Source organism: Candidatus Planktophila lacus (assembly GCF_002287925.1).
Classification (GTDB): domain Bacteria; phylum Actinomycetota; class Actinomycetes; order Nanopelagicales; family Nanopelagicaceae; genus Planktophila; species Planktophila lacus.
This window is the reverse complement of the sequence record NZ_CP016769.1, coordinates 785,596-802,708: the sequence shown is the minus strand read 5'-3', so window position 1 is coordinate 802,708 and position 17,113 is coordinate 785,596. Positions and strand designations below refer to the sequence as shown.

Annotated in this window: 20 protein-coding genes and 3 tRNA genes; 13 read left to right on the top strand and 10 right to left on the bottom strand. The window is 47.8% G+C overall.

Features of this window, described 5'->3' with window-relative positions; all coding sequences use genetic code 11:
* The first annotated feature begins 106 nt into the window (after positions 1-106).
* Together A1s21148_RS04020 and trpD are read left to right on the top strand one after the other, a co-directional pair.
* Entirely contained in the window at positions 107-532 is a 426-nt protein-coding gene (locus tag A1s21148_RS04020) for a response regulator (protein ID WP_095671176.1), read from the top strand.
* 24 nt (positions 533-556) lie between these two features.
* Positions 557-1,603 carry an anthranilate phosphoribosyltransferase gene (gene trpD, locus A1s21148_RS04015; RefSeq protein ID WP_095671175.1) on the top strand — a complete coding sequence of 349 codons (1,047 nt, stop codon included), beginning with the start codon at positions 557-559 and terminating at the stop codon, positions 1,601-1,603.
* Here trpD and A1s21148_RS04010 read toward each other — a convergent pair.
* On the bottom strand, positions 1,600-2,220 hold the full coding sequence (locus A1s21148_RS04010) for an exonuclease domain-containing protein (RefSeq protein ID WP_095671174.1): 621 nt from the start codon (positions 2,218-2,220) through the stop codon (positions 1,600-1,602). The two genes, trpD and A1s21148_RS04010, sit on opposite strands and share 4 nt — an antisense overlap.
* Before the next feature lie 53 nt (positions 2,221-2,273).
* Between A1s21148_RS04010 and A1s21148_RS04005 the strand changes: the two genes are divergently transcribed.
* Complete coding sequence (locus A1s21148_RS04005; protein ID WP_095671173.1) at positions 2,274-3,047, top strand: alpha/beta hydrolase; 774 nt, start codon at positions 2,274-2,276, stop codon at positions 3,045-3,047.
* A 6-nt stretch (positions 3,048-3,053) separates the two neighbouring features.
* A complete protein-coding gene (locus tag A1s21148_RS04000; protein ID WP_095671172.1) occupies positions 3,054-4,391 on the top strand; it encodes an amidase family protein in 1,338 nt (445 codons plus the stop codon).
* Positions 4,392-4,406: 15 nt separating this feature from the next.
* Here the strand turns inward: A1s21148_RS04000 and A1s21148_RS03995 are convergent, their stop codons facing one another.
* The 8 genes from A1s21148_RS03995 to A1s21148_RS03965 all read right to left on the bottom strand — a co-directional run bounded on the left by A1s21148_RS03995 (position 4,407) and on the right by A1s21148_RS03965 (position 7,853).
* Complete coding sequence (locus tag A1s21148_RS03995) at positions 4,407-5,423, bottom strand: 1-aminocyclopropane-1-carboxylate deaminase (protein WP_095671171.1); 1,017 nt, start codon at positions 5,421-5,423, stop codon at positions 4,407-4,409.
* Between the two features lie 37 nt (positions 5,424-5,460).
* The gene (locus tag A1s21148_RS03990) at positions 5,461-6,009 is read right to left on the bottom strand and encodes a DUF4287 domain-containing protein (RefSeq protein ID WP_095671170.1); all 549 of its coding nucleotides are present in this window, start codon (positions 6,007-6,009) and stop codon (positions 5,461-5,463) included.
* Between the two features lie 3 nt (positions 6,010-6,012).
* Positions 6,013-6,186, bottom strand: a complete 174-nt coding sequence (locus tag A1s21148_RS07520; RefSeq protein WP_190276862.1) for a hypothetical protein — start codon at positions 6,184-6,186, stop codon at positions 6,013-6,015.
* 316 nt (positions 6,187-6,502) lie between these two features.
* Positions 6,503-7,078: a DUF1349 domain-containing protein gene (locus A1s21148_RS03985; RefSeq protein ID WP_095671169.1), complete on the bottom strand. Its 576-nt coding sequence runs from the start codon at positions 7,076-7,078 to the stop codon at positions 6,503-6,505.
* 27 nt (positions 7,079-7,105) lie between these two features.
* A tRNA-Val gene (locus A1s21148_RS03980) sits at positions 7,106-7,177 on the bottom strand.
* 55 nt (positions 7,178-7,232) lie between these two features.
* Positions 7,233-7,577, bottom strand: coding sequence for a phosphomannose isomerase type II C-terminal cupin domain (locus A1s21148_RS03975; protein ID WP_095671168.1), 345 nt, complete (start codon positions 7,575-7,577; stop codon positions 7,233-7,235).
* 44 nt (positions 7,578-7,621) lie between these two features.
* Positions 7,622-7,695, bottom strand: a tRNA-Cys gene (locus tag A1s21148_RS03970).
* Between the two features lie 85 nt (positions 7,696-7,780).
* Positions 7,781-7,853, bottom strand: a tRNA-Gly gene (locus tag A1s21148_RS03965).
* A 76-nt stretch (positions 7,854-7,929) separates the two neighbouring features.
* Here A1s21148_RS03965 and A1s21148_RS03960 point away from each other — a divergent pair.
* Genes A1s21148_RS03960 through A1s21148_RS03945 form a run of 4 tightly spaced genes read left to right on the top strand, consistent with a single transcriptional unit; the run spans position 7,930 to position 12,228 of the window.
* A complete protein-coding gene (locus A1s21148_RS03960; protein WP_223299347.1) occupies positions 7,930-8,931 on the top strand; it encodes a chorismate-binding protein in 1,002 nt (333 codons plus the stop codon).
* Positions 8,928-9,692, top strand: coding sequence for an aminotransferase class IV (locus A1s21148_RS03955; RefSeq protein ID WP_190276861.1), 765 nt, complete (start codon positions 8,928-8,930; stop codon positions 9,690-9,692). The genes A1s21148_RS03960 and A1s21148_RS03955 overlap by 4 nt, the downstream gene beginning before the upstream one ends.
* Positions 9,693-9,696: 4 nt before the next feature.
* Positions 9,697-11,685 (top strand): threonine--tRNA ligase, encoded by a 1,989-nt coding sequence (thrS, locus tag A1s21148_RS03950; RefSeq protein ID WP_095671166.1) that lies wholly within the window; start codon positions 9,697-9,699, stop codon positions 11,683-11,685.
* A 3-nt stretch (positions 11,686-11,688) separates the two neighbouring features.
* Positions 11,689-12,228: an HIT family protein gene (locus A1s21148_RS03945; protein ID WP_095671165.1), complete on the top strand. Its 540-nt coding sequence runs from the start codon at positions 11,689-11,691 to the stop codon at positions 12,226-12,228.
* Here A1s21148_RS03945 and A1s21148_RS03940 read toward each other — a convergent pair whose 3' ends face one another.
* Positions 12,229-12,822 (bottom strand): hypothetical protein, encoded by a 594-nt coding sequence (locus A1s21148_RS03940; protein ID WP_095671164.1) that lies wholly within the window; start codon positions 12,820-12,822, stop codon positions 12,229-12,231.
* A gap of 48 nt (positions 12,823-12,870) precedes the next feature.
* On the opposite strand from A1s21148_RS03940, the gene pgsA reads away from it, so the two are divergent.
* The 5 genes from pgsA to A1s21148_RS03915 are packed head-to-tail and all read left to right on the top strand — an operon-like array spanning position 12,871 to position 17,083.
* Positions 12,871-13,464 carry a phosphatidylinositol phosphate synthase gene (gene pgsA / locus A1s21148_RS03935; RefSeq protein ID WP_095671820.1) on the top strand — a complete coding sequence of 198 codons (594 nt, stop codon included), beginning with the start codon at positions 12,871-12,873 and terminating at the stop codon, positions 13,462-13,464.
* 4 nt (positions 13,465-13,468) lie between these two features.
* Positions 13,469-14,359, top strand: coding sequence for a phosphatidylinositol mannoside acyltransferase (locus tag A1s21148_RS03930; RefSeq protein WP_095671163.1), 891 nt, complete (start codon positions 13,469-13,471; stop codon positions 14,357-14,359).
* Complete coding sequence (locus tag A1s21148_RS03925) at positions 14,356-15,534, top strand: glycosyltransferase family 4 protein (protein WP_095671162.1); 1,179 nt, start codon at positions 14,356-14,358, stop codon at positions 15,532-15,534. Before A1s21148_RS03930 ends, A1s21148_RS03925 begins: the two co-directional genes overlap by 4 nt.
* Positions 15,535-16,038, top strand: coding sequence for a hypothetical protein (locus A1s21148_RS03920; protein ID WP_095671161.1), 504 nt, complete (start codon positions 15,535-15,537; stop codon positions 16,036-16,038). It begins immediately after the preceding gene.
* Positions 16,028-17,083: a DUF3048 domain-containing protein gene (locus A1s21148_RS03915; protein ID WP_095671160.1), complete on the top strand. Its 1,056-nt coding sequence runs from the start codon at positions 16,028-16,030 to the stop codon at positions 17,081-17,083. The genes A1s21148_RS03920 and A1s21148_RS03915 overlap by 11 nt, the downstream gene beginning before the upstream one ends.
* Positions 17,084-17,113 lie beyond the last annotated feature (30 nt).

The window sequence follows — 17,113 nt, the reverse complement described above, 5'->3', positions numbered from 1 at the left end:
GCCTTGGTTCTGACACTTAAAATGCCCTACTTTTTGGTGAAACGGGTCACGCATTTCCACCCTAAAACTGGCTGGGAATTCTCGCCGCTTTGATTAGACTTACCCCATGAGTTCTCCACACAAGCCGATCATCATTGTTTACTCCGATGATTCTGCGGTGCGCCAGTCGATTGTTGCCGCTTTGGGAAAGAAAGTTGCGGCCGATCTGCCAGAACATCAGATTGAGGAATTCGCTACAGGGCCCGCGCTTCGCTCTTATATAGATCGCAAGAACGTCTCTGGAAATCTCCGCGCCGATCTTTTTATTTTAGATGGGGAAGCAGTACCTGAAGGCGGCATGGGAATCGCCCGCCAACTCAAAGATGAGGTCTTTAACTGTCCGCCAGTTCTTTTGATAACTGGAAGACGAGAAGATGCCTGGCTTGCCGCATGGTCGCGCGCCGAAGCTAGCGTTATCCATCCGATCGACCCATTCACCTTGGCAAATACCGTTGCAAACTTAATGCGCACCAGCGCAGTTGCTACTGCTTAACCAATAAACGAAAGCGATTGTTAAATGAGCTCACTTGATTGGGCCGGCGTTATCGCCAAATTAGAAAACGGTCTTGATCTCCTACCGCTAGAGGCGCAATCTGTCATGCGCGAAGTCCTGGAAGATCGCGCCGATAAAGAACTTTTGAAGAGTTTCTTGATTGCGCTAAAAAATAAAGGCGAGAATCCCGAAGAAGTCGGAGCGCTTGTTGCTCAGATGTATCAATTTTGCGCACCAATAACTATAAATGAACGCGCCGTAGATACTGTCGGAACTGGCGGCGACGGTGCCCACACCATCAATATTTCAACTACCGCAGCGATCATCGCGGCGGCAGCCGGATCGCGAGTAGTTAAACATGGCAATCGGGCAGCGTCTTCGAAATCTGGCGCCGGCGACCTTCTCGAAGCCCTCGGCGTTGCAATCAATCTAGATGGTGCGAAGGTAGCACAAACTGTTTCAGAACTCGGAATCGGTTTCTGCTTTGCACCAATTTTTCATCCAGCGATGCGCTTTGCAGCGCCGGCGCGTAAAGAGTTAGCAACCGCCACGGTTTTTAACATCCTTGGCCCGCTAGCCAATCCAGCCAAGCCGAAAGCCGCAGCCATAGGCGTTGCCAATGATCGAATGCATTTAGTGATGGCCCAAGTGCTGGCCGAACGTGGCGTAGAAGGTTTCGTATTCCGCGGAGATGATGGTTTGGATGAAATCACTTTGGCCACGACAACTTCAGTTCTAACAATCGGTAATGGTGAAATCTCCAGTGATCGCATCGACGCTCAGGACTTTTCATTAGCTAACGCGCCGATTTCGGCTCTGGTTGGGGGAGATGCGCAAGAAAATGCTCGCATCACCAAAGCGATCTTTTCCGGGGAACGCGGAACGCCTAGAGATGCAGTATTACTCAACGCTGCCGCTGCGATCGCTGCTTTTGATGGTGAGTTCGAGCTCTCGATTCATGAACGTTTGAGTAAGTCACTAAAGAAGGCGACAGAGAGCGTTGACTCTGGAAAGGCAAATTCTTTGCTTGGCGAATGGGTTCTGCTGAGCAATAAATTAGCCGCTAATTAATCTAGGGCTTTACGTTCACGCTTACGCTTGAAGGTCGTTAGCTCTCCGAGCGTTGATACTCCAAAGGTTCCGAGGCGTTCAAAGATTCCGTGCATGACATCAACGGTAGCCCGGGCATCATCTAAGGCGCGATGGTTAGGTTCGATAGATGCCCCGAAAAATTCGGCCAAGGTTGATAGTTTGCAATCTTGCACCTCGTCGCGACCCAAGGCAGATCTGGCAATTCGAACTGTATCTACAATTATAAATTCAGGCCAAATGTTTTCACTTTCAATCGCTGCTGCTTTTAGAAAACCAATATCGAACGGAGCATTATGGGCGACAAGAACCGTTTCGTGATGAGAACCGAGAAACTCAAAGAACGTTGGAAGAATTTCGGCAATTGTTGGCGCATCAAAGAGCATCGAATCGGTTATGCCAGTTAGCGCTGTTATGAAATCAGGAAGTGAATGACCAGGGTTTACAAAACTTTGAAACTCACCGATTATTTCGCCACCCCGAACTTTCAGGGCACCGATCTCGGTAATTGCAGCGCCTGTTGATGGGGCCGCCCCTGAGGTTTCGAGGTCGAGAACTACAAATGTGGTTTCTGCAAGAGAGAGTGCATGTACCGACATGAATGTAAGGCTAATCCATAGCCCTGACAGCGAGATATCGCTACGCTTTAGAAATGGGAGTAATTGGAGCGCCCGCTGGTCTGCTTGAAGATTGGGCAGCAGATGGAAGCGGAAAAAATAAAACTGTCGGTGTTCTATTGGTTCATGGATACACCGGATCGCCGGCGTCGATGCGACCTTGGGCAGAGTATTTAAATCAAAGAGGATTTACAGTCAGAGTTCCTTTACTGCCTGGCCACGGCACTAAACCCGAGGATTTAAATGAAGTTAAATGGGAGCAGTGGCCCGCCAAAGTTGAAGCCGAGTTAGCAGAACTTTTCAAAACTTGTTCAAAGGTATTCATCTGTGGCCTTTCCATGGGTGGCGGAACAACGCTAAATGTTGCTACGCGTTATTCGAATCGGATCAGCGGAATCATCTTGGTCAATCCAATGATTCACGTAGCGATGGTTAGTCCGCAATTGGCCTTCGTTCTTTCGAGATTTCAAAAGATGCGCAAATCAGTGGGCGATGACATAAAGCGTCCAGGTATCTCGGAGTGGGGTTATGACGCCTTACCTACAAGAGGAATCCATCAACTCTTGATTATGTTGAAATACACAAGGGAACGCCTGCATGACGTCACCGTCCCAATGCAGTTATTCCATAGCGTTGACGACCACACCCTTCCAGTATCAAATACCGAAATAATCATGAAGGGCGTAGGTTCTAGAATTAAACAGAGGATTGAACTAACCAATAGCTACCACGTTGCCACCCTCGATTACGATGCTGAAATAATCTTTGAGAACTCCAAAATCTTCATCGAAACTCACGCCGCGAATTGATACTAGATGGCGAGTAAAGATAGTTTTGAGAGATCTTTAAGCAAAATTGCTGAGATTGACGCTTCTGGTTATCAACTAAATTCCGTATTGGCGGTCAGCGAGGATCTAACTTTTAATGAGATTGACGGCCCTCTGGCTGGTGTTCCTATTCTGATTAAGGACAACATAGAAGCGTTGGGGCTACCTGCAACTGCTGGTTCGTTGGCTCTGGCAGAAACTCCAGTTGTTCGCGATTCAACTATTGCCAAACGATTGCGTGCTGCTGGTGCAACCATTATCGGTTCAACAAATCTTTCTGAGTGGGCAAATATTCGCTCTGGAAAATCAACTAGTGGATGGTCTGCAGTTGGTGGACTTACCGCTAATCCCTGGAAACATGCGCACAGCGCAGGCGGTTCATCTTCAGGGTCAGGCGCAGCTGTTGGTGCCGGAATCGTTTCTATGGCAGTTGGTAGTGAAACCGATGGATCAATTGTTTGTCCCGCCTCGTTAAATGGCTGCGTTGGTATTAAGCCAACTGTTGGTTCGATTCCACGCGATGCGATGATTCCGATTAGCGGTAGCCAGGACACACCAGGGCCAATGGCGCAGAGCGTTGCGCAGGCGGCGCTCTTGTTAGAAGTGCTAACTGGAAAAAGCGGATATCAGTCTGCAGTAAACGGTAGATCTGAGATTCGTATCGGAGTGGTGAAGGAATGGGCAACTCAGAACCCTGTCACAAATCAACTCTTCCAAGAACTTGTTAGCAAGTTGAGTAAACAAATAAAAGTTGCCGAGATATCTCTGCCGTCCCCAAGTGATCAAGAAGGCGAGTCAGAGTTCAAGGTTTTAATGCATGAACTAAATGAAGATTTAGCTACCTACCTATTAACTCGTCAAGGCGCGCGCGTAAAGACTTTGCAAGATGTTGTTGATTTCAATCTCGCAAATAAGGGTGCCGAGTTGCAGCACTTCGGTCAGGAATACTTTGACATGGCACTCAAGTTAGGTGGCCGAAATAGAGATTATCAAAAGTTGCGAAGCGAAAATTTGGATTGGGCGGTCAATAGAGTCTTGGCACCTGCATTTGAAAAGTTCGATATTTTGATCGGTGAAACCTATGCACCTGCATGGAAGAGTAATCTAGGCGGGGGAGATGATTACGGTTCTGCATCGTGGATCTCAATGGCGCCAGCGATCGCAGGAACTCCAATCGGCGCACTTCCGATGGGCTTAGTTGATGGGTTGCCGGTCGCTGTTGGCGTTGTTGCTAGAGCCAATCAAGAAGACAGGCTGGTGCAAGCAATGGCGCTAATTGAGAGAGTTCTCGACCTCGGAGTTTTACAACCAACGTTCACAAAGTAATTACTTATAAATCGCTTAGAAAGCGCCGGTATATCCGTTAATCGCTGGCTGTCCACCTAAGTGTGCATAGAGAACTCGTGAACCTTCTTTAAAGAAACCTTCACGGATCAAATCAATCATTGCCGCCATCGATTTACCCTCATAAACCGGATCAGTAATCATGCCTTCCAAACTTCCCGCTAAGCGAATCGCTTCGATTGTTCGTGGACCAGCAACTCCATAGATGCCATCATGCCAACGATCTAGCAGAACGATTTCTGAATCTTTAAGTTCGCGCCCTAGATCAATCGCCGCTGCTGTACGAGATGCAATTCGTTTGATCTGATCCCAAGTTTTCTCAACGGTTGCTGATGCATCAATACCAATAACGCCTTCAGCACGATTTGAGTGAGCAAAACCCGCGATCATTCCACCTTGCGTTGATCCGGTAACTGAGCAAACGATTACGTTATCGAATTTGAAACCGAGATCCTTCTCTTGATCTTCAACTTCAAAAGCCCAACCTGCAAAACCATGACCACCAAGCGGATGATCTGAGGCACCGGCTGGAATTGGATAAGGCTTTCCGCCTCGCGCAATTACATCGGCAATCGCTTCTTCCCAAGATTTTCTGAAGCCGATATCAAAACCCGCTGGATCCAGGCGAACTTCTGCGCCCATAATGCGGCTCAATAAAATATTGCCAGTCTTCTCGTAATTAACTTCTTCCCAATCAACCCAGTGTTCTTGGACTAAAACACATTTCAAACCAAGGTGAGCCGCAACCGCAGCAACTTGGCGAGTGTGGTTTGACTGAACTCCACCAATTGAAACGAGAGTGTCACAACCTGTTGCCAGCGCTTCTGCTGCCAAGTACTCAAGCTTGCGCGTCTTATTTCCGCCATAAGCCAACCCTGAATTCACATCTTCGCGCTTTGCCCAGATTTCTACTTTGCCACCGAGGTGTTCGGTTAACCGATCAAGTCGTTGCAGTGGAGAGGCTCCGAAGGTGAGTTTTTCCTTGGCAAAGCATTCAAGTTTGGCTCTAGTCATGCGCAGATCCTCTCACGCGAAGTGGCACAAATAGAAGTTATTTCTTAATGCTCGCCTTGATCATTTTCTGCAACAGCTTCTCATCCACTGGCCAATCGTTAGGTAGTGCGATGGTTTTCTTATTAACTCGATATTCAGCAAAGTGTGGGGTGAACTCTTTGAGGACTTGCTGATCCCATGGCGCAATCAGAATGTGATTAGTAGCGGCAGATGCACCGAAAATATACTCATCGCCATTCTTTAGCATCGGCTGATTCCAAGCGATGACAAGTTCTAGCTTGGGAAACTTGCTCTGAATAGCCTTGAAAATCTTCTTCATCGTCTTAGCCTGCTCAGGCTTGATACTTTTGAAATAATCAGCCGAAGTTTCGTGCCTTCTAGATGATACGGATCCTCTTGAGAACATTACGAGCGCATTTGCATGTGCTTGAGAGAAACCATAATTCTCTCGCAAGTGCGCTATCTGTTCTGGGTATTTCTTGCTATCTAGCTTCTTCATAACCGCAAACCAGTACTTCATTGGTTCGCCATGCTTCTTCTCTATCGATGGAAAATGCGCTTCTCTTGTTGAGTCTTTTGGTGCCACCTGCTACTTCTTTCGCTTATCCCGCACATTCAGATACACGGCATAGCCCATGTAAAGAAATACTGATGGTGGGTATAGAAAGATCGGAATGATCAGAAGAATTACCGCGACGATCTTCATATTTGGCGATAGGCGATCCCATTCGCCCATAAATCCGGTGCGAGGCTCCTTCTCCATTTAAGCAGTCCCTTCAATCTTCATCGTTGGTGCATCTGGAATTGGGCAAGGTGCGCCATCACAACAATTAGTTTTCATGTGACAGTTCGGACAGAACCATCGAGATGAAACTGGATCGTAAGGTTGCCCGCAAAAGTCGCAGGGCATCTGGTTGTTGGCGCTCACGAATAAATAGTAATACTGAAAGCTGAGTAAGTAGTTGCGCCACTTCACGTCATGACATGGACAAATCTAAGCCCGTCTCTCTCTGATAAAATCGCGCTCCGCTCTTGCGCATGACACTCACAGATTACATTCAAACACTAGAGGTGCTTGATCAGTGAAGTTCTTTGTCTGGTTCTCCTGCGCACCAAGATGTCATTGTGGCAACAAATCCCGCTCTACTTGGAGCGCAGAGCATAGGGCCCGCTTTCCACGACCGTTTACTATCGAGCGGTGCAACGCGAACAAGTCGAAAGTCATCGTCCGCTCTTGCTCTTATTGCAATTGCGTCACCGGTTCGACTAACGCGAATTGTCACTTCCTTGCCTATCCACTCGGGAACACGACCGGTCGACCAGTCTGAACGAGTTTGAGTAACTACAGATCCAAGTTGCGGATATCCATCACTGAATTCAACCGCTGCTTTAATCCAATTTTCCTCATCACTTCTTACGAGAATTCCACATTGATCAAATTGCTCTCCAAAGTTGAGAATAAACGAGACCTCTATCGAACTATCTTGTGGAAATTCTCTAAGGAGAGCGTGACCGTCGTCATGGATGAATCCATAAGATGTTGTACGCCACCAATCGCTTCCCTCTGACGCTTCGACAATTAAGCAATTATCTTTTGAGGTTTGCGAAACAGGCGGTCGTGTCCAGATGCCTTCTGACCAAGAGATTGACTTCATAGAAACCCCAATTAAAAAATAATTTTGTGGACGATACTGGGATCGAACCAGTGACCCCCACAATGTCAATGTGGTGCTCTACCGCTGAGCCAATCGTCCGGGTCTAAAACTTCGGTATCTATTAAGTTGTGGTCGAAAGTATAGCCGAGGCTATTTAGCGACCGAAATCGTCTTCGATACGCTCAATATCATCCTCGCCAAAGTAACTACCTGTCTGTACTTCGATGAAAATTACATCGTTTGATCCAATATTTTCGATGCGGTGAAGATCGCCGATTTCGATATCTATTGAATCACCAACAGTCATCTCAAATGAATCACCATTCAAAGTTATCTTCGCCTGACCCTGAACGATGAACCAATGTTCTGCGCGCTTTTCATGGCGTTGGTATGAAAGACGTTTACCTGGATTGACCCAGATCGTTTTAACTTTATGAGCATCACTTTCTTGCAAGATTTCATAGCGTCCCCACGGACGTTGTGATTGATCTTCGCTCATCTTCTCCTCCAGTAGAACTGTTTTGAACTATTGCTATTCGATATTGGAGGTCGGAACGGGATTTGAACCCGTGTAGAGGGATTTGCAGTCCCTTGCCTCGCCTCTCGGCCATCCGACCATTCTTTTACTATCTTCTTGCTGATCTTTTCACTTATAGAAAAACCGCCACCTGAAAAATTAATTCCAAAGCGGCGGAGAATCCGAGCGGACGACGGGGTTCGAACCCGCGACCTGAACCTTGGCAAGGTTCCGCGCTACCAGCTGCGCTACGTCCGCATTTCGTGCGGGGGCAAATCTAGCGCAGCAAGGGGCTATCCGCCAAAGTGAGCGCTTTCACCGTAGCGTTAGGGCTATGGATCTGCGCGATGACTCATTCTGGATGGGTCGAAGGTATGCCAGATCTCTTGTCGAAGTAACGAACGATCTTTCGCGACTCGATGATGGAAACTTTTGGGCGGTGGCGATCTCTTTTGAAGGGGAAGTAACTCTTGCTAGGTTTAGATCTAACTTTGAAGCAGATTTCCCATTTAGCGGTTCGCATTGGAAGCCCTTGGAAGGCGATTGGGTCTCATCTCTTAGCAAAGTTCAGTACGGCAAGTATGTAGAAAATATTCGAAGTTCGATATCCGATGGTTGGGTTTACCAAGTCAACGCTTGTCGACAGTTGCAGGTTGCATCAGATCGAGAAGAACTTGCTTCGCTCTTTGGCAAATTACTAAGCGAGAACCCCGCGCCACATGCCGCATATCTCTCTATCCCGCAGTTAAAAATTGCATCTGCATCCCCCGAACTCTTTTTGTCACGTAATGGTTCTTCGGTGAAGACTTCACCGATAAAAGGCACACAAACTTTGGGCGAACAGGGGTTTGGCAATAAGGATCAATCCGAAAATGTGATGATCGTTGATTTGATGCGCAATGATTTCGGGCGTATCTGTGAGCCCGGCTCCGTGGATGTTGCTCAACTACTTCGAAGCGAAGAACATCCCGGTCTGCGCCACTTGGTCTCTGACGTTGTTGGCCAACTGCGGAAAGATATCTCTTGGTCGGAAATTTTTGAGGCGTTACTTCCTGCCGGTTCCATCAGCGGGGCGCCAAAGAGTTCGGCACTGTCTGTAATTGCAGAAAATGAAGAGATAAAACGCGGTCCTTACTGTGGTGTGCTGGGTTGGGTAGAAGGAGATCGCGCTGAACTTTCAGTTGCGATTCGCATCTTCTGGCAGGAAAACGATGGGCTTCTAAAGTTTGGAACCGGTGCTGGAATTACCTACGGAAGCGATCCGGTTTTGGAATGGGAAGAGACAGAGCTAAAGGCGCAACGTCTGATTTCGATAGCAGGAGGATCTATCAAATGAAGATCTGGCTTAACGACCAAATCTGTGATTCTCAAGTAATCGATCTTGACTCCGATGGTTGGCCGGTAGGGAACGGTGTTTTCGAAACCATCAGAACTGAAAATGGTGAGGTTTTCGAATTAGCGCGCCATATGCGCCGAGCAGCAACCGCTGCCAGAAATTTCGAAATTAAGTTACCTGGCGAGGATCAGATCAGAGATGCAATCGCGGCGCTGCTTACTGCAGAACCTCATCAGCTAGGCCGATTGCGATTGCTATTCTCAAAAGATTGGTTTGTCGCTGTACATCAAAGTTATGATGAAATTTTACTACCTGCAAAATTGAAGGTCATAGATGAAAGCAGATTGGTTGACCCAATCGCATTTAAAACCTTTCCATATAGCCACCGAACCGGTTTGCTGCAGTTAGCGCAGCGAGACGGCTTTGACGAGATCATCTGCGTCAATGAATCGGGTGAGATAACCGAAGGTGCGGTCTCAAATTTTCTCTTCCTAATTGATGGGCAGTGGGTTACGACCCCGCTAAGTGCGGGCGTTTTACCTGGAGTTCAACGCGCCATAACCATCGAAAGATGTGGGGTTACCGTTCAATCATTGACGCGTCACGACATAGAACGCGTGGATTCTGCAATTGTTATTTCAAGTCTAAAAATTGGTCTAGCCGTTACATCAATCGATAATCGCGATCTCATTTTTGATGGCCAATGTCGCTCCTTCCTAGATGAAATTCGCGCCCAGACGCATTCTCATTCGGTAGGCTAGGAACATGTCCCAGCTCTCGCTCACCGTAGATGGTCGCGCCGTAAGCGTTGCAGATGACCAACGCCCGACCCATCTCTTCGCCGAAAGCAAAGAGATCGTCGTCTGCAAGATAAATGGCGAACTCAAAGACCTATGGACTGATCTCAAAGATGGTGATGTTGTCGAGGGAGTTTCAATTTCTTCGCCTGAAGGTTTATCAGTTCTGCGCCACTCAACAGCGCACGTAATGGCGCAAGCGGTACAACAAGTTTTTGCACAAACTCGACTCGGTATCGGTCCACCAATCACTGATGGTTTTTATTACGACTTCGATCCAGAGCGTCCTTTCAACCCAGAAGATTTAGAGAAGATTGAAAGCGCGATGCGCAAGATCGTAAAAGAAGGCCAACGTTTTCGTCGTCGCGTTACAAACGAAGCAGATGCTCTTAAAGAGTTGGCGAACGAGCCATATAAATGCGAGTTAATTGGAATTAAATCTGGCGCCGGAGAGGAAGCCAGCGTAGAGGTTGGGGGAGCAGAGCTCACTATCTATGACAATTTAGGTCGCGATGGACAACCCGTCTGGTCTGATCTTTGTCGTGGTCCGCATCTTCCATCAACGAAGCACATCCCCGCATTTAAATTGATGCGTAGCGCAGCCGCATATTGGCGCGGTTCTGAGAAGAATCCAATGCTGCAACGCATCTACGGCACTGCTTGGCCATCTCCAGAAGAGTTGGCGGCTTACTTAGAACTTTTAGCAGAAGCAGAAAAGCGCGATCATCGCCGCCTTGGTACCGAACTCGATCTATTCTCGTTTCCGGAGGAAATTGGCTCAGGTCTTGCGGTCTTTCATCCCAAGGGCGGCATTGTTCGTCGCGCGATGGAAGATTATTCACGCAAGCGCCATGAAGATGAAGGTTACGAATTCGTTTACTCACCACATCTAACTAAGGCTGCGCTCTTCGAAAAGTCTGGCCACTTGCAGTGGTACTCAGAAGGTATGTATCCACCGATGGTTATGGATGAAGAGCTACACGCTGACGGAACTATCAAGCGTGCTGGACAGCAGTACTACATGAAGCCGATGAACTGCCCTTTCCACAATTTAATTTTTGCATCGCGCGGACGCTCGTATCGCGAACTTCCACTTCGTCTCTTTGAATTTGGAACTGTCTATCGTTACGAAAAATCAGGTGTAATTCATGGACTCACTCGTGCGCGCGGCTTTACCCAAGATGATGCCCACATTTACTGCACCAAAGAACAGATGGTGGGTGAGTTAGATTCACTCTTAACTTTCGTTCTTAATTTATTGCGCGATTACGGCTTAGAAGATTTCTATCTCGAGCTATCTACTCGCAACCCTGAAAAATCTGTCGGAGAAGATAGCGACTGGGCCGAAGCAACCGAAGCGCTACGTAAAGCTGCGTTGGCCCAAAAACTAGAACTAGTTCTGGATGAAGGTGGCGCAGCGTTCTACGGGCCAAAGATTTCAGTTCAAGCTAAAGATGCCATTGGTCGCACTTGGCAGATGTCTACTATCCAAGTTGATTTCCAGTTGCCTCAACGCTTTGAACTTGAATATTCCGCAACCGATGGAACTCGTCAGCGTCCAGTGATGATTCACCGCGCTCTATTTGGTTCTATCGAGCGATTCTTCGGAGTTCTTACCGAGCACTACTCAGGAGCATTCCCTCCATGGTTGGCGCCAGTACAAGTAACTGCCATCCCAGTTGCTGAAGCTTTCGCGGATTACCTTGCCTCGGTTGTTAGAGAGTTTAAAGCAGCGGGTATCCGAATCGATTTGGACGCCTCTGATGACCGGATGCAGAAGAAGATTCGCAATGCGCAGATGCAGAAAGTTCCTTACATGCTGATCGCAGGTGAGGAAGATCAACAAGCAGGCAAAGTTTCGATTCGCTATCGCAACGGTGAACAGAAGAACTCAATCGCGGTTGCAGATGCCATTGCGGAGATTCGCAGCGCGATTACAGATCGTAAACAGGTTTAAGCAATGCGTGAAGGCGACCAAGTTATTCCAGGTGGGGTAGGAATGCCCGATCGCTGGGAACGACTTTGGGCGCCGCATCGTATGGAGTATTTAAAGGGGGAGAACCGACCGCTTGCAGGAAATGAAGTCACTTGCCCCTTCTGTGAAATTCCCAAGATGAGCGATGAAGAAGGCCTAGTTGTTGCTCGCGGAACAAGCGCTTATGTCGTTATGAATCTCTATCCGTATAACGCGGGTCACTTACTTATTTGCGCATATCGCCATGTCGCAGATTTAACCGAACTCAATCAGGAAGAACGTAACGAAATATTCGAGCTAAGCGCGCATGCGATGAAAACTCTACGTAAGGTTTCGGCGCCAGCAGGTTTTAATCTTGGTATGAATCAAGGCGCGATATCAGGTGCCGGAGTTGCAGAACATATCCACCAACATATTGTTCCGCGCTGGTCTGGCGATGTTAACTTCATGCCGATCATCGGACAGACCAAGGTCTTGCCAGTTCTTCTAGCTCAAACACGTGCCGAGCTCGCACAGGCTTGGTAGTTAACTTCTTACCGCTCTTGCTATAAAAGCGTTCACAATATCCAGACCGATTCCTTTGCTGATCACGACTGGAATTGCTGGAAAGAGTAAACCTGCCTCAAACGCGCTTTCTCCCGCATCTTCTACCGCTTCTAAATATTCACTTCTGAAATCTGCAACTAACTCTTTATGTTCCGCATCGCTATCTCTACGTGAAATGGGGCTTTGCGAATAATCAATTATTTCGAGCGTTTCGAGATCAATCAGTGCAGATGGATTTCCTGCATCGTCATGGAGAACTAAGTACGGGGTTACTAGAGGATCGAAGACTCGATTAGCAAGTAATACCGCATCGTCGAAATCTGAATCGCTTCCCTCCAGTTCATTTACAACAACTAAACGTGGTAACTGGAAGTCAGAGAGAGTGGTCCAAAGATCAATCGTTTCTTGATCAATTCCGGCAGCGGGATTAATTGCAAAGATAGCTAGTTCACTCTCGGCTATTGGTTCATTGGAATGAACCGCACCGAAGAGTTCGGCTAGCGCTTTTGGTTGCGAGGAAACATGTCCATATATATGGATACGCGGACTAGCGCTATCTCTCTCTGAACTCACAGGCGTCAGAATAGGTGAAAATCCGCAGGTGAGCCTACGATGGACCTGATGTTAAGCACCTCTTTAAAACCCGCAGTCACCCGCGCTATCAATCCGATCGCTCGCGGTGCCCTTGCTATTGGTTTAACTCCAAATGCAGTCACCTTTATCGGCGCACTTGGCCTTGTCACTTCAGCGCTCTATTTCTATCCCAAAGGCGATTTCTTTATCGGAACGCTCGTAATCTCCTTCTTTGCACTTAGCGATCTCTTTGATGGCGCCATGGCTCGTATCTCTCACAAGGGGGCTAGCGCTTGGGGCGGATTTTTAGATTCAACAATTGATCGAATTACAGATTCGGCGATTCTGGCTGGTTTAACACTTTACTTAGTAGACGCAGATGACCCATTAACTGCCGTTGTGATTGTCGCACTAGTTTTTGGCTCACTCGTTCCATACATCAGAGCCAAAGCCGAAAGTATGCAAATCGCCTGTTCTGGCGGAATCGCTGAGCGAACCGAACGGTTGATCATCTCTTTAACTGCGATTGGTCTGGAAGGTCTTGGAGTTCCTTTTGCTCTAGCGATCGGTATCTGGCTTCTACTGATTCTCGCCCTAGTAACCGTAATCCAACGAATTTTGATTGTGAAGGCAGCGCTGTAACGCAATGAATTTTGATTTCGCAGTAGCAGGTGGGTACTTCGCTGGTTGGCGCCTCGTACGAGCGCTTCCAGAAAAGTTTGCATATAAAACTTTTGAAAAAATCGGTCAGTATGCGCTTTTGCGAAACGGTTCAAGCGTGAAAAGACTGCGCTCTAACCTGTCACGAGTTTGCCCCACTTACTCTTCATCTGAGATGGACGAGCTGATGCGCCGCGCCATGAGTTCTTACATGCGTTATTGGTGTGACACATTTAGATCGCCAGATTGGTCACGTGAGCGAATTGCTGCAACAGTCACTGTTGACGGTGAAGATTTACTAACCTCGCCAATGAAGAACGGAACTGGTGTAGTTGTTTCCCTTCCTCACGCAGGAAACTGGGATCATGCAGGCTCTTACTTCTGCGGAATGGGATTCCCACTCGTAACTGTTGCCGAGCGTTTAAAGCCGGAAGCGCTCTTCAAAAAATTCTTGGAGTATCGCCAGAATATCGGGATGGAAGTTCTTTCACTTGATTCAAGATCAATCGTCACCCTTCTGCAAAGGGCGCGGGAAGGTCGGTTGATCGCCCTTGTTGCCGATCGCGATCTTTCTAAGAGCGGCGTAGATGTTTCATTCTTCGGACATCCTGCACGCATGCCCGCCGGCCCAGCACTACTTGCAATCAGAACTGGCATCCCGCTAATAACGGCATATGTTTCTTACACACCTACTGGAATCCACATCATTTTCAATTCAGTTGAGATTCCAACAACGGGAAGTGAAGAAGAAAGAGTTTCTCAAGTAGTTCAGCGTTGTGCTGACCTCTTTGCAAAAGGAATCGCATCATCTCCACAAGATTGGCATATGTTGCAGCGAATCTGGATTGATGGAGATTTCCAGGAGCGAAGCGCATGAACCAGAAAAAATTACGGATCGGATTAGTTTGTCCATACGGTTGGGATACACCGGGTGGCGTACAGAGCCATGTTCGTGATTTGGCCGAGTATCTAATCGCCAAAGGTCATTACGTATCCGTTTTAGCACCAGTTGTTGATGAAGAGAAGGCTCCTGAATATGTAACAAGTGCGGGAAAACCTTTAGCCATTCCATATAACGGAGCCGTGGCGCGCCTGCTCTTTGGGCCAATCGCATTTGCCAGAGTGCGCCAGTGGATCAGCAATGGAAAATTTGATCTTTTACATCTACACGAACCAGCGATTCCATCAATTTCGTTATTGGCATGTTGGGCTGCCGAAGGACCAATGGTGGGAACATTTCATGCTGCTGCAAAACGTCAGAAGGCGATATTTGCAATTGGACCAATCCTTGAGCCGGTGATTGAAAAGTTAACTGCGCGAATCGCAGTAAGTGAAGCCGCCCGTTCCACTCTGACCGAGCACCTAGAAACTGACGCGGTTGTGATTCCAAACGGTATTTATGCTGATCGATATCGCGATGGCGAAGTGGTTGAGAAATGGAGCGGTAACACAATTGGATTTATTGGCCGCTATGAAGAGCCGCGCAAAGGTTTGCCTGTCCTACTCGAAGCGCTGCCAATAATCGCGCGTTTTGCGCCTGATGTAAGAGTTTTAGTTGCTGGACCAGGCGAGAGTAAAGAGGTACTAGAAAGCATTGATCCTCAACTACGAAGCCGCTTCGAATTTCTTGGCAGAATCTCTGAGAAAGAGAAAGCTGATTTTCTCTCATCAGTTGCTATTTATGTAGCGCCAAACACTGGAGGAGAATCCTTCGGCATTATTCTGGCAGAGGCGTTAGCTGGGGGAGCGGCGGTACTTGCCAGCGATATCCCAGCTTTTGATTCGCTGCTTGGCAATGGAGAATTTGGTGCGCTCTTTAAGTCAGAAGATCCCCAAGATCTGGCGCGCGTTGCAATAGATCTACTGCGCGATGGCGACAAGCGCAGAGCACTTGCTAAGCGAGGCAAAGAGTACGCACAACGATTTGACTGGGATGTCGTCGCAGAAGATATTTATTCAATATACGAAATGGCTCTTGTGGGAAGTTCTGGGGTAACTCTTTCTTCAGAAAATCGCGCCTGGAATCGCTTCCTAGGAAGAGAAGGAAGTTAGATGGAAAAATACTTCTTCATTGCCTTCATCATTATCTTTTCAATTTGGTATCTCTCGTATTCGGCAACGAGGTTAGATCGACTTCATAATCGCGTTGAAACCAGTTGGGCAAATCTTGATGGCCTACTACAACGTCGCGCAGCAGTCGCTTTAGAGATTGCTAAGAGTGAGATCGCTGATCCTGCTTCTTCGCTTCTCTTGACTGCTGCTGCGCACCAAGCACGAGACGCTGAAATGAGCGCACGTTCGCAAGCCGAAAGTGGACTATCGGGTGCGCTCGGTCTCTTATTGAATGATGGTCATTTGGTTAGTGGCTCAATCGAAAAGGATTTGTTGAGAGAGTTAAGCGAGTTAACCGACAAGATTCGCATCGCAATCGCTCTACATGTTGATGCTGTCAATCGCACGCAAATGGTGCGACGTAAGCCAGTCTTTAGGATTTTTCGTTTAGCCGGACGAGCACCACTTCCCGTGACCTACGAGTTCGAAGCCGATGTTCTTTAAAAAGTTTGCAATCTCCTTAATTGGAACCACCTCAATACTCGTGGTCGGCTTAAGCGTTCTTTCGCCTGATCAGTTTTCTAAATTGGGCGATATCGAAAATGTCTTTAAGGATCCAGAGCCGGTTAACTCATTAAGTGGTCGCATCGGAAGCGATGGACCAATCCTGGTGGTAAAGATCGATGACACTCCGCCTGCACATCCACAAGCGGGGCTCGAAGATGCTGATGTGGTTTATATCGAGCAAGTAGAAGGTGGGCTCACCAGACTGGCTGCCGTCTTCTCCTCAACTATCCCGACGGTAATTGGACCTATAAGAAGCGCGCGAATCTCAGATATAGAAATTCTGGAACAGTTTGGCCGCGTTGCCTTTGCCTACAGCGGAGCGCAGAAGAAGTTGTTACCGGTTATATCTGAAGCAAACCTTGAGAACCTAGGTGCGCAACGCCAGTCACGCGAAATCTATTCCAATGATCCGCTTCGTAGCGCACCAACGGCGATGATGCTGCAGGCGCAAACTTTGATGCAAAAAGTTAAGGAACAGGAACTGCCTGTCGCGATCTCGAAGAGCGTTGGATGGAACTTCGCAGAATCCTTCGATACTGGAACAGCTATTGCATCAGCGAAAGTTTCCTGGCCAGCAAATTCATACGATGCGGTCTGGTCAAATGCCGAGAAGCGCTGGCTGCTCTCACACAAAGGTGTTCCAAACATTGCAGCCAGTGGCGTTCATTTAGGTGCGAGTACCTTCGTAATTCAGATCGTTTCAATTACTCCATCTGAATATGGAGATAAATTCGGAGGCGTTACTCCATTCACCGCAACGGTCGGTTCAGGAAGTGGCTACATTCTTCGCGACGGTAAATACATTTCCGCGCTATGGGATCGTCCAACTCCTGAATCAGGAACTACTTGGAAAACCACTTCTGGAGTAGCGATTCCCTTCGCACCTGGGCAAATTTGGATCGCGCTAACCGATAATGAACCAGTATTCACGCCTATTCCTTCGAAAATCCCCGCAGATGCGCCATCTGCTGCAGCAAAGTAGTATTAAGCCCTTAACTATTTGGATAGATAT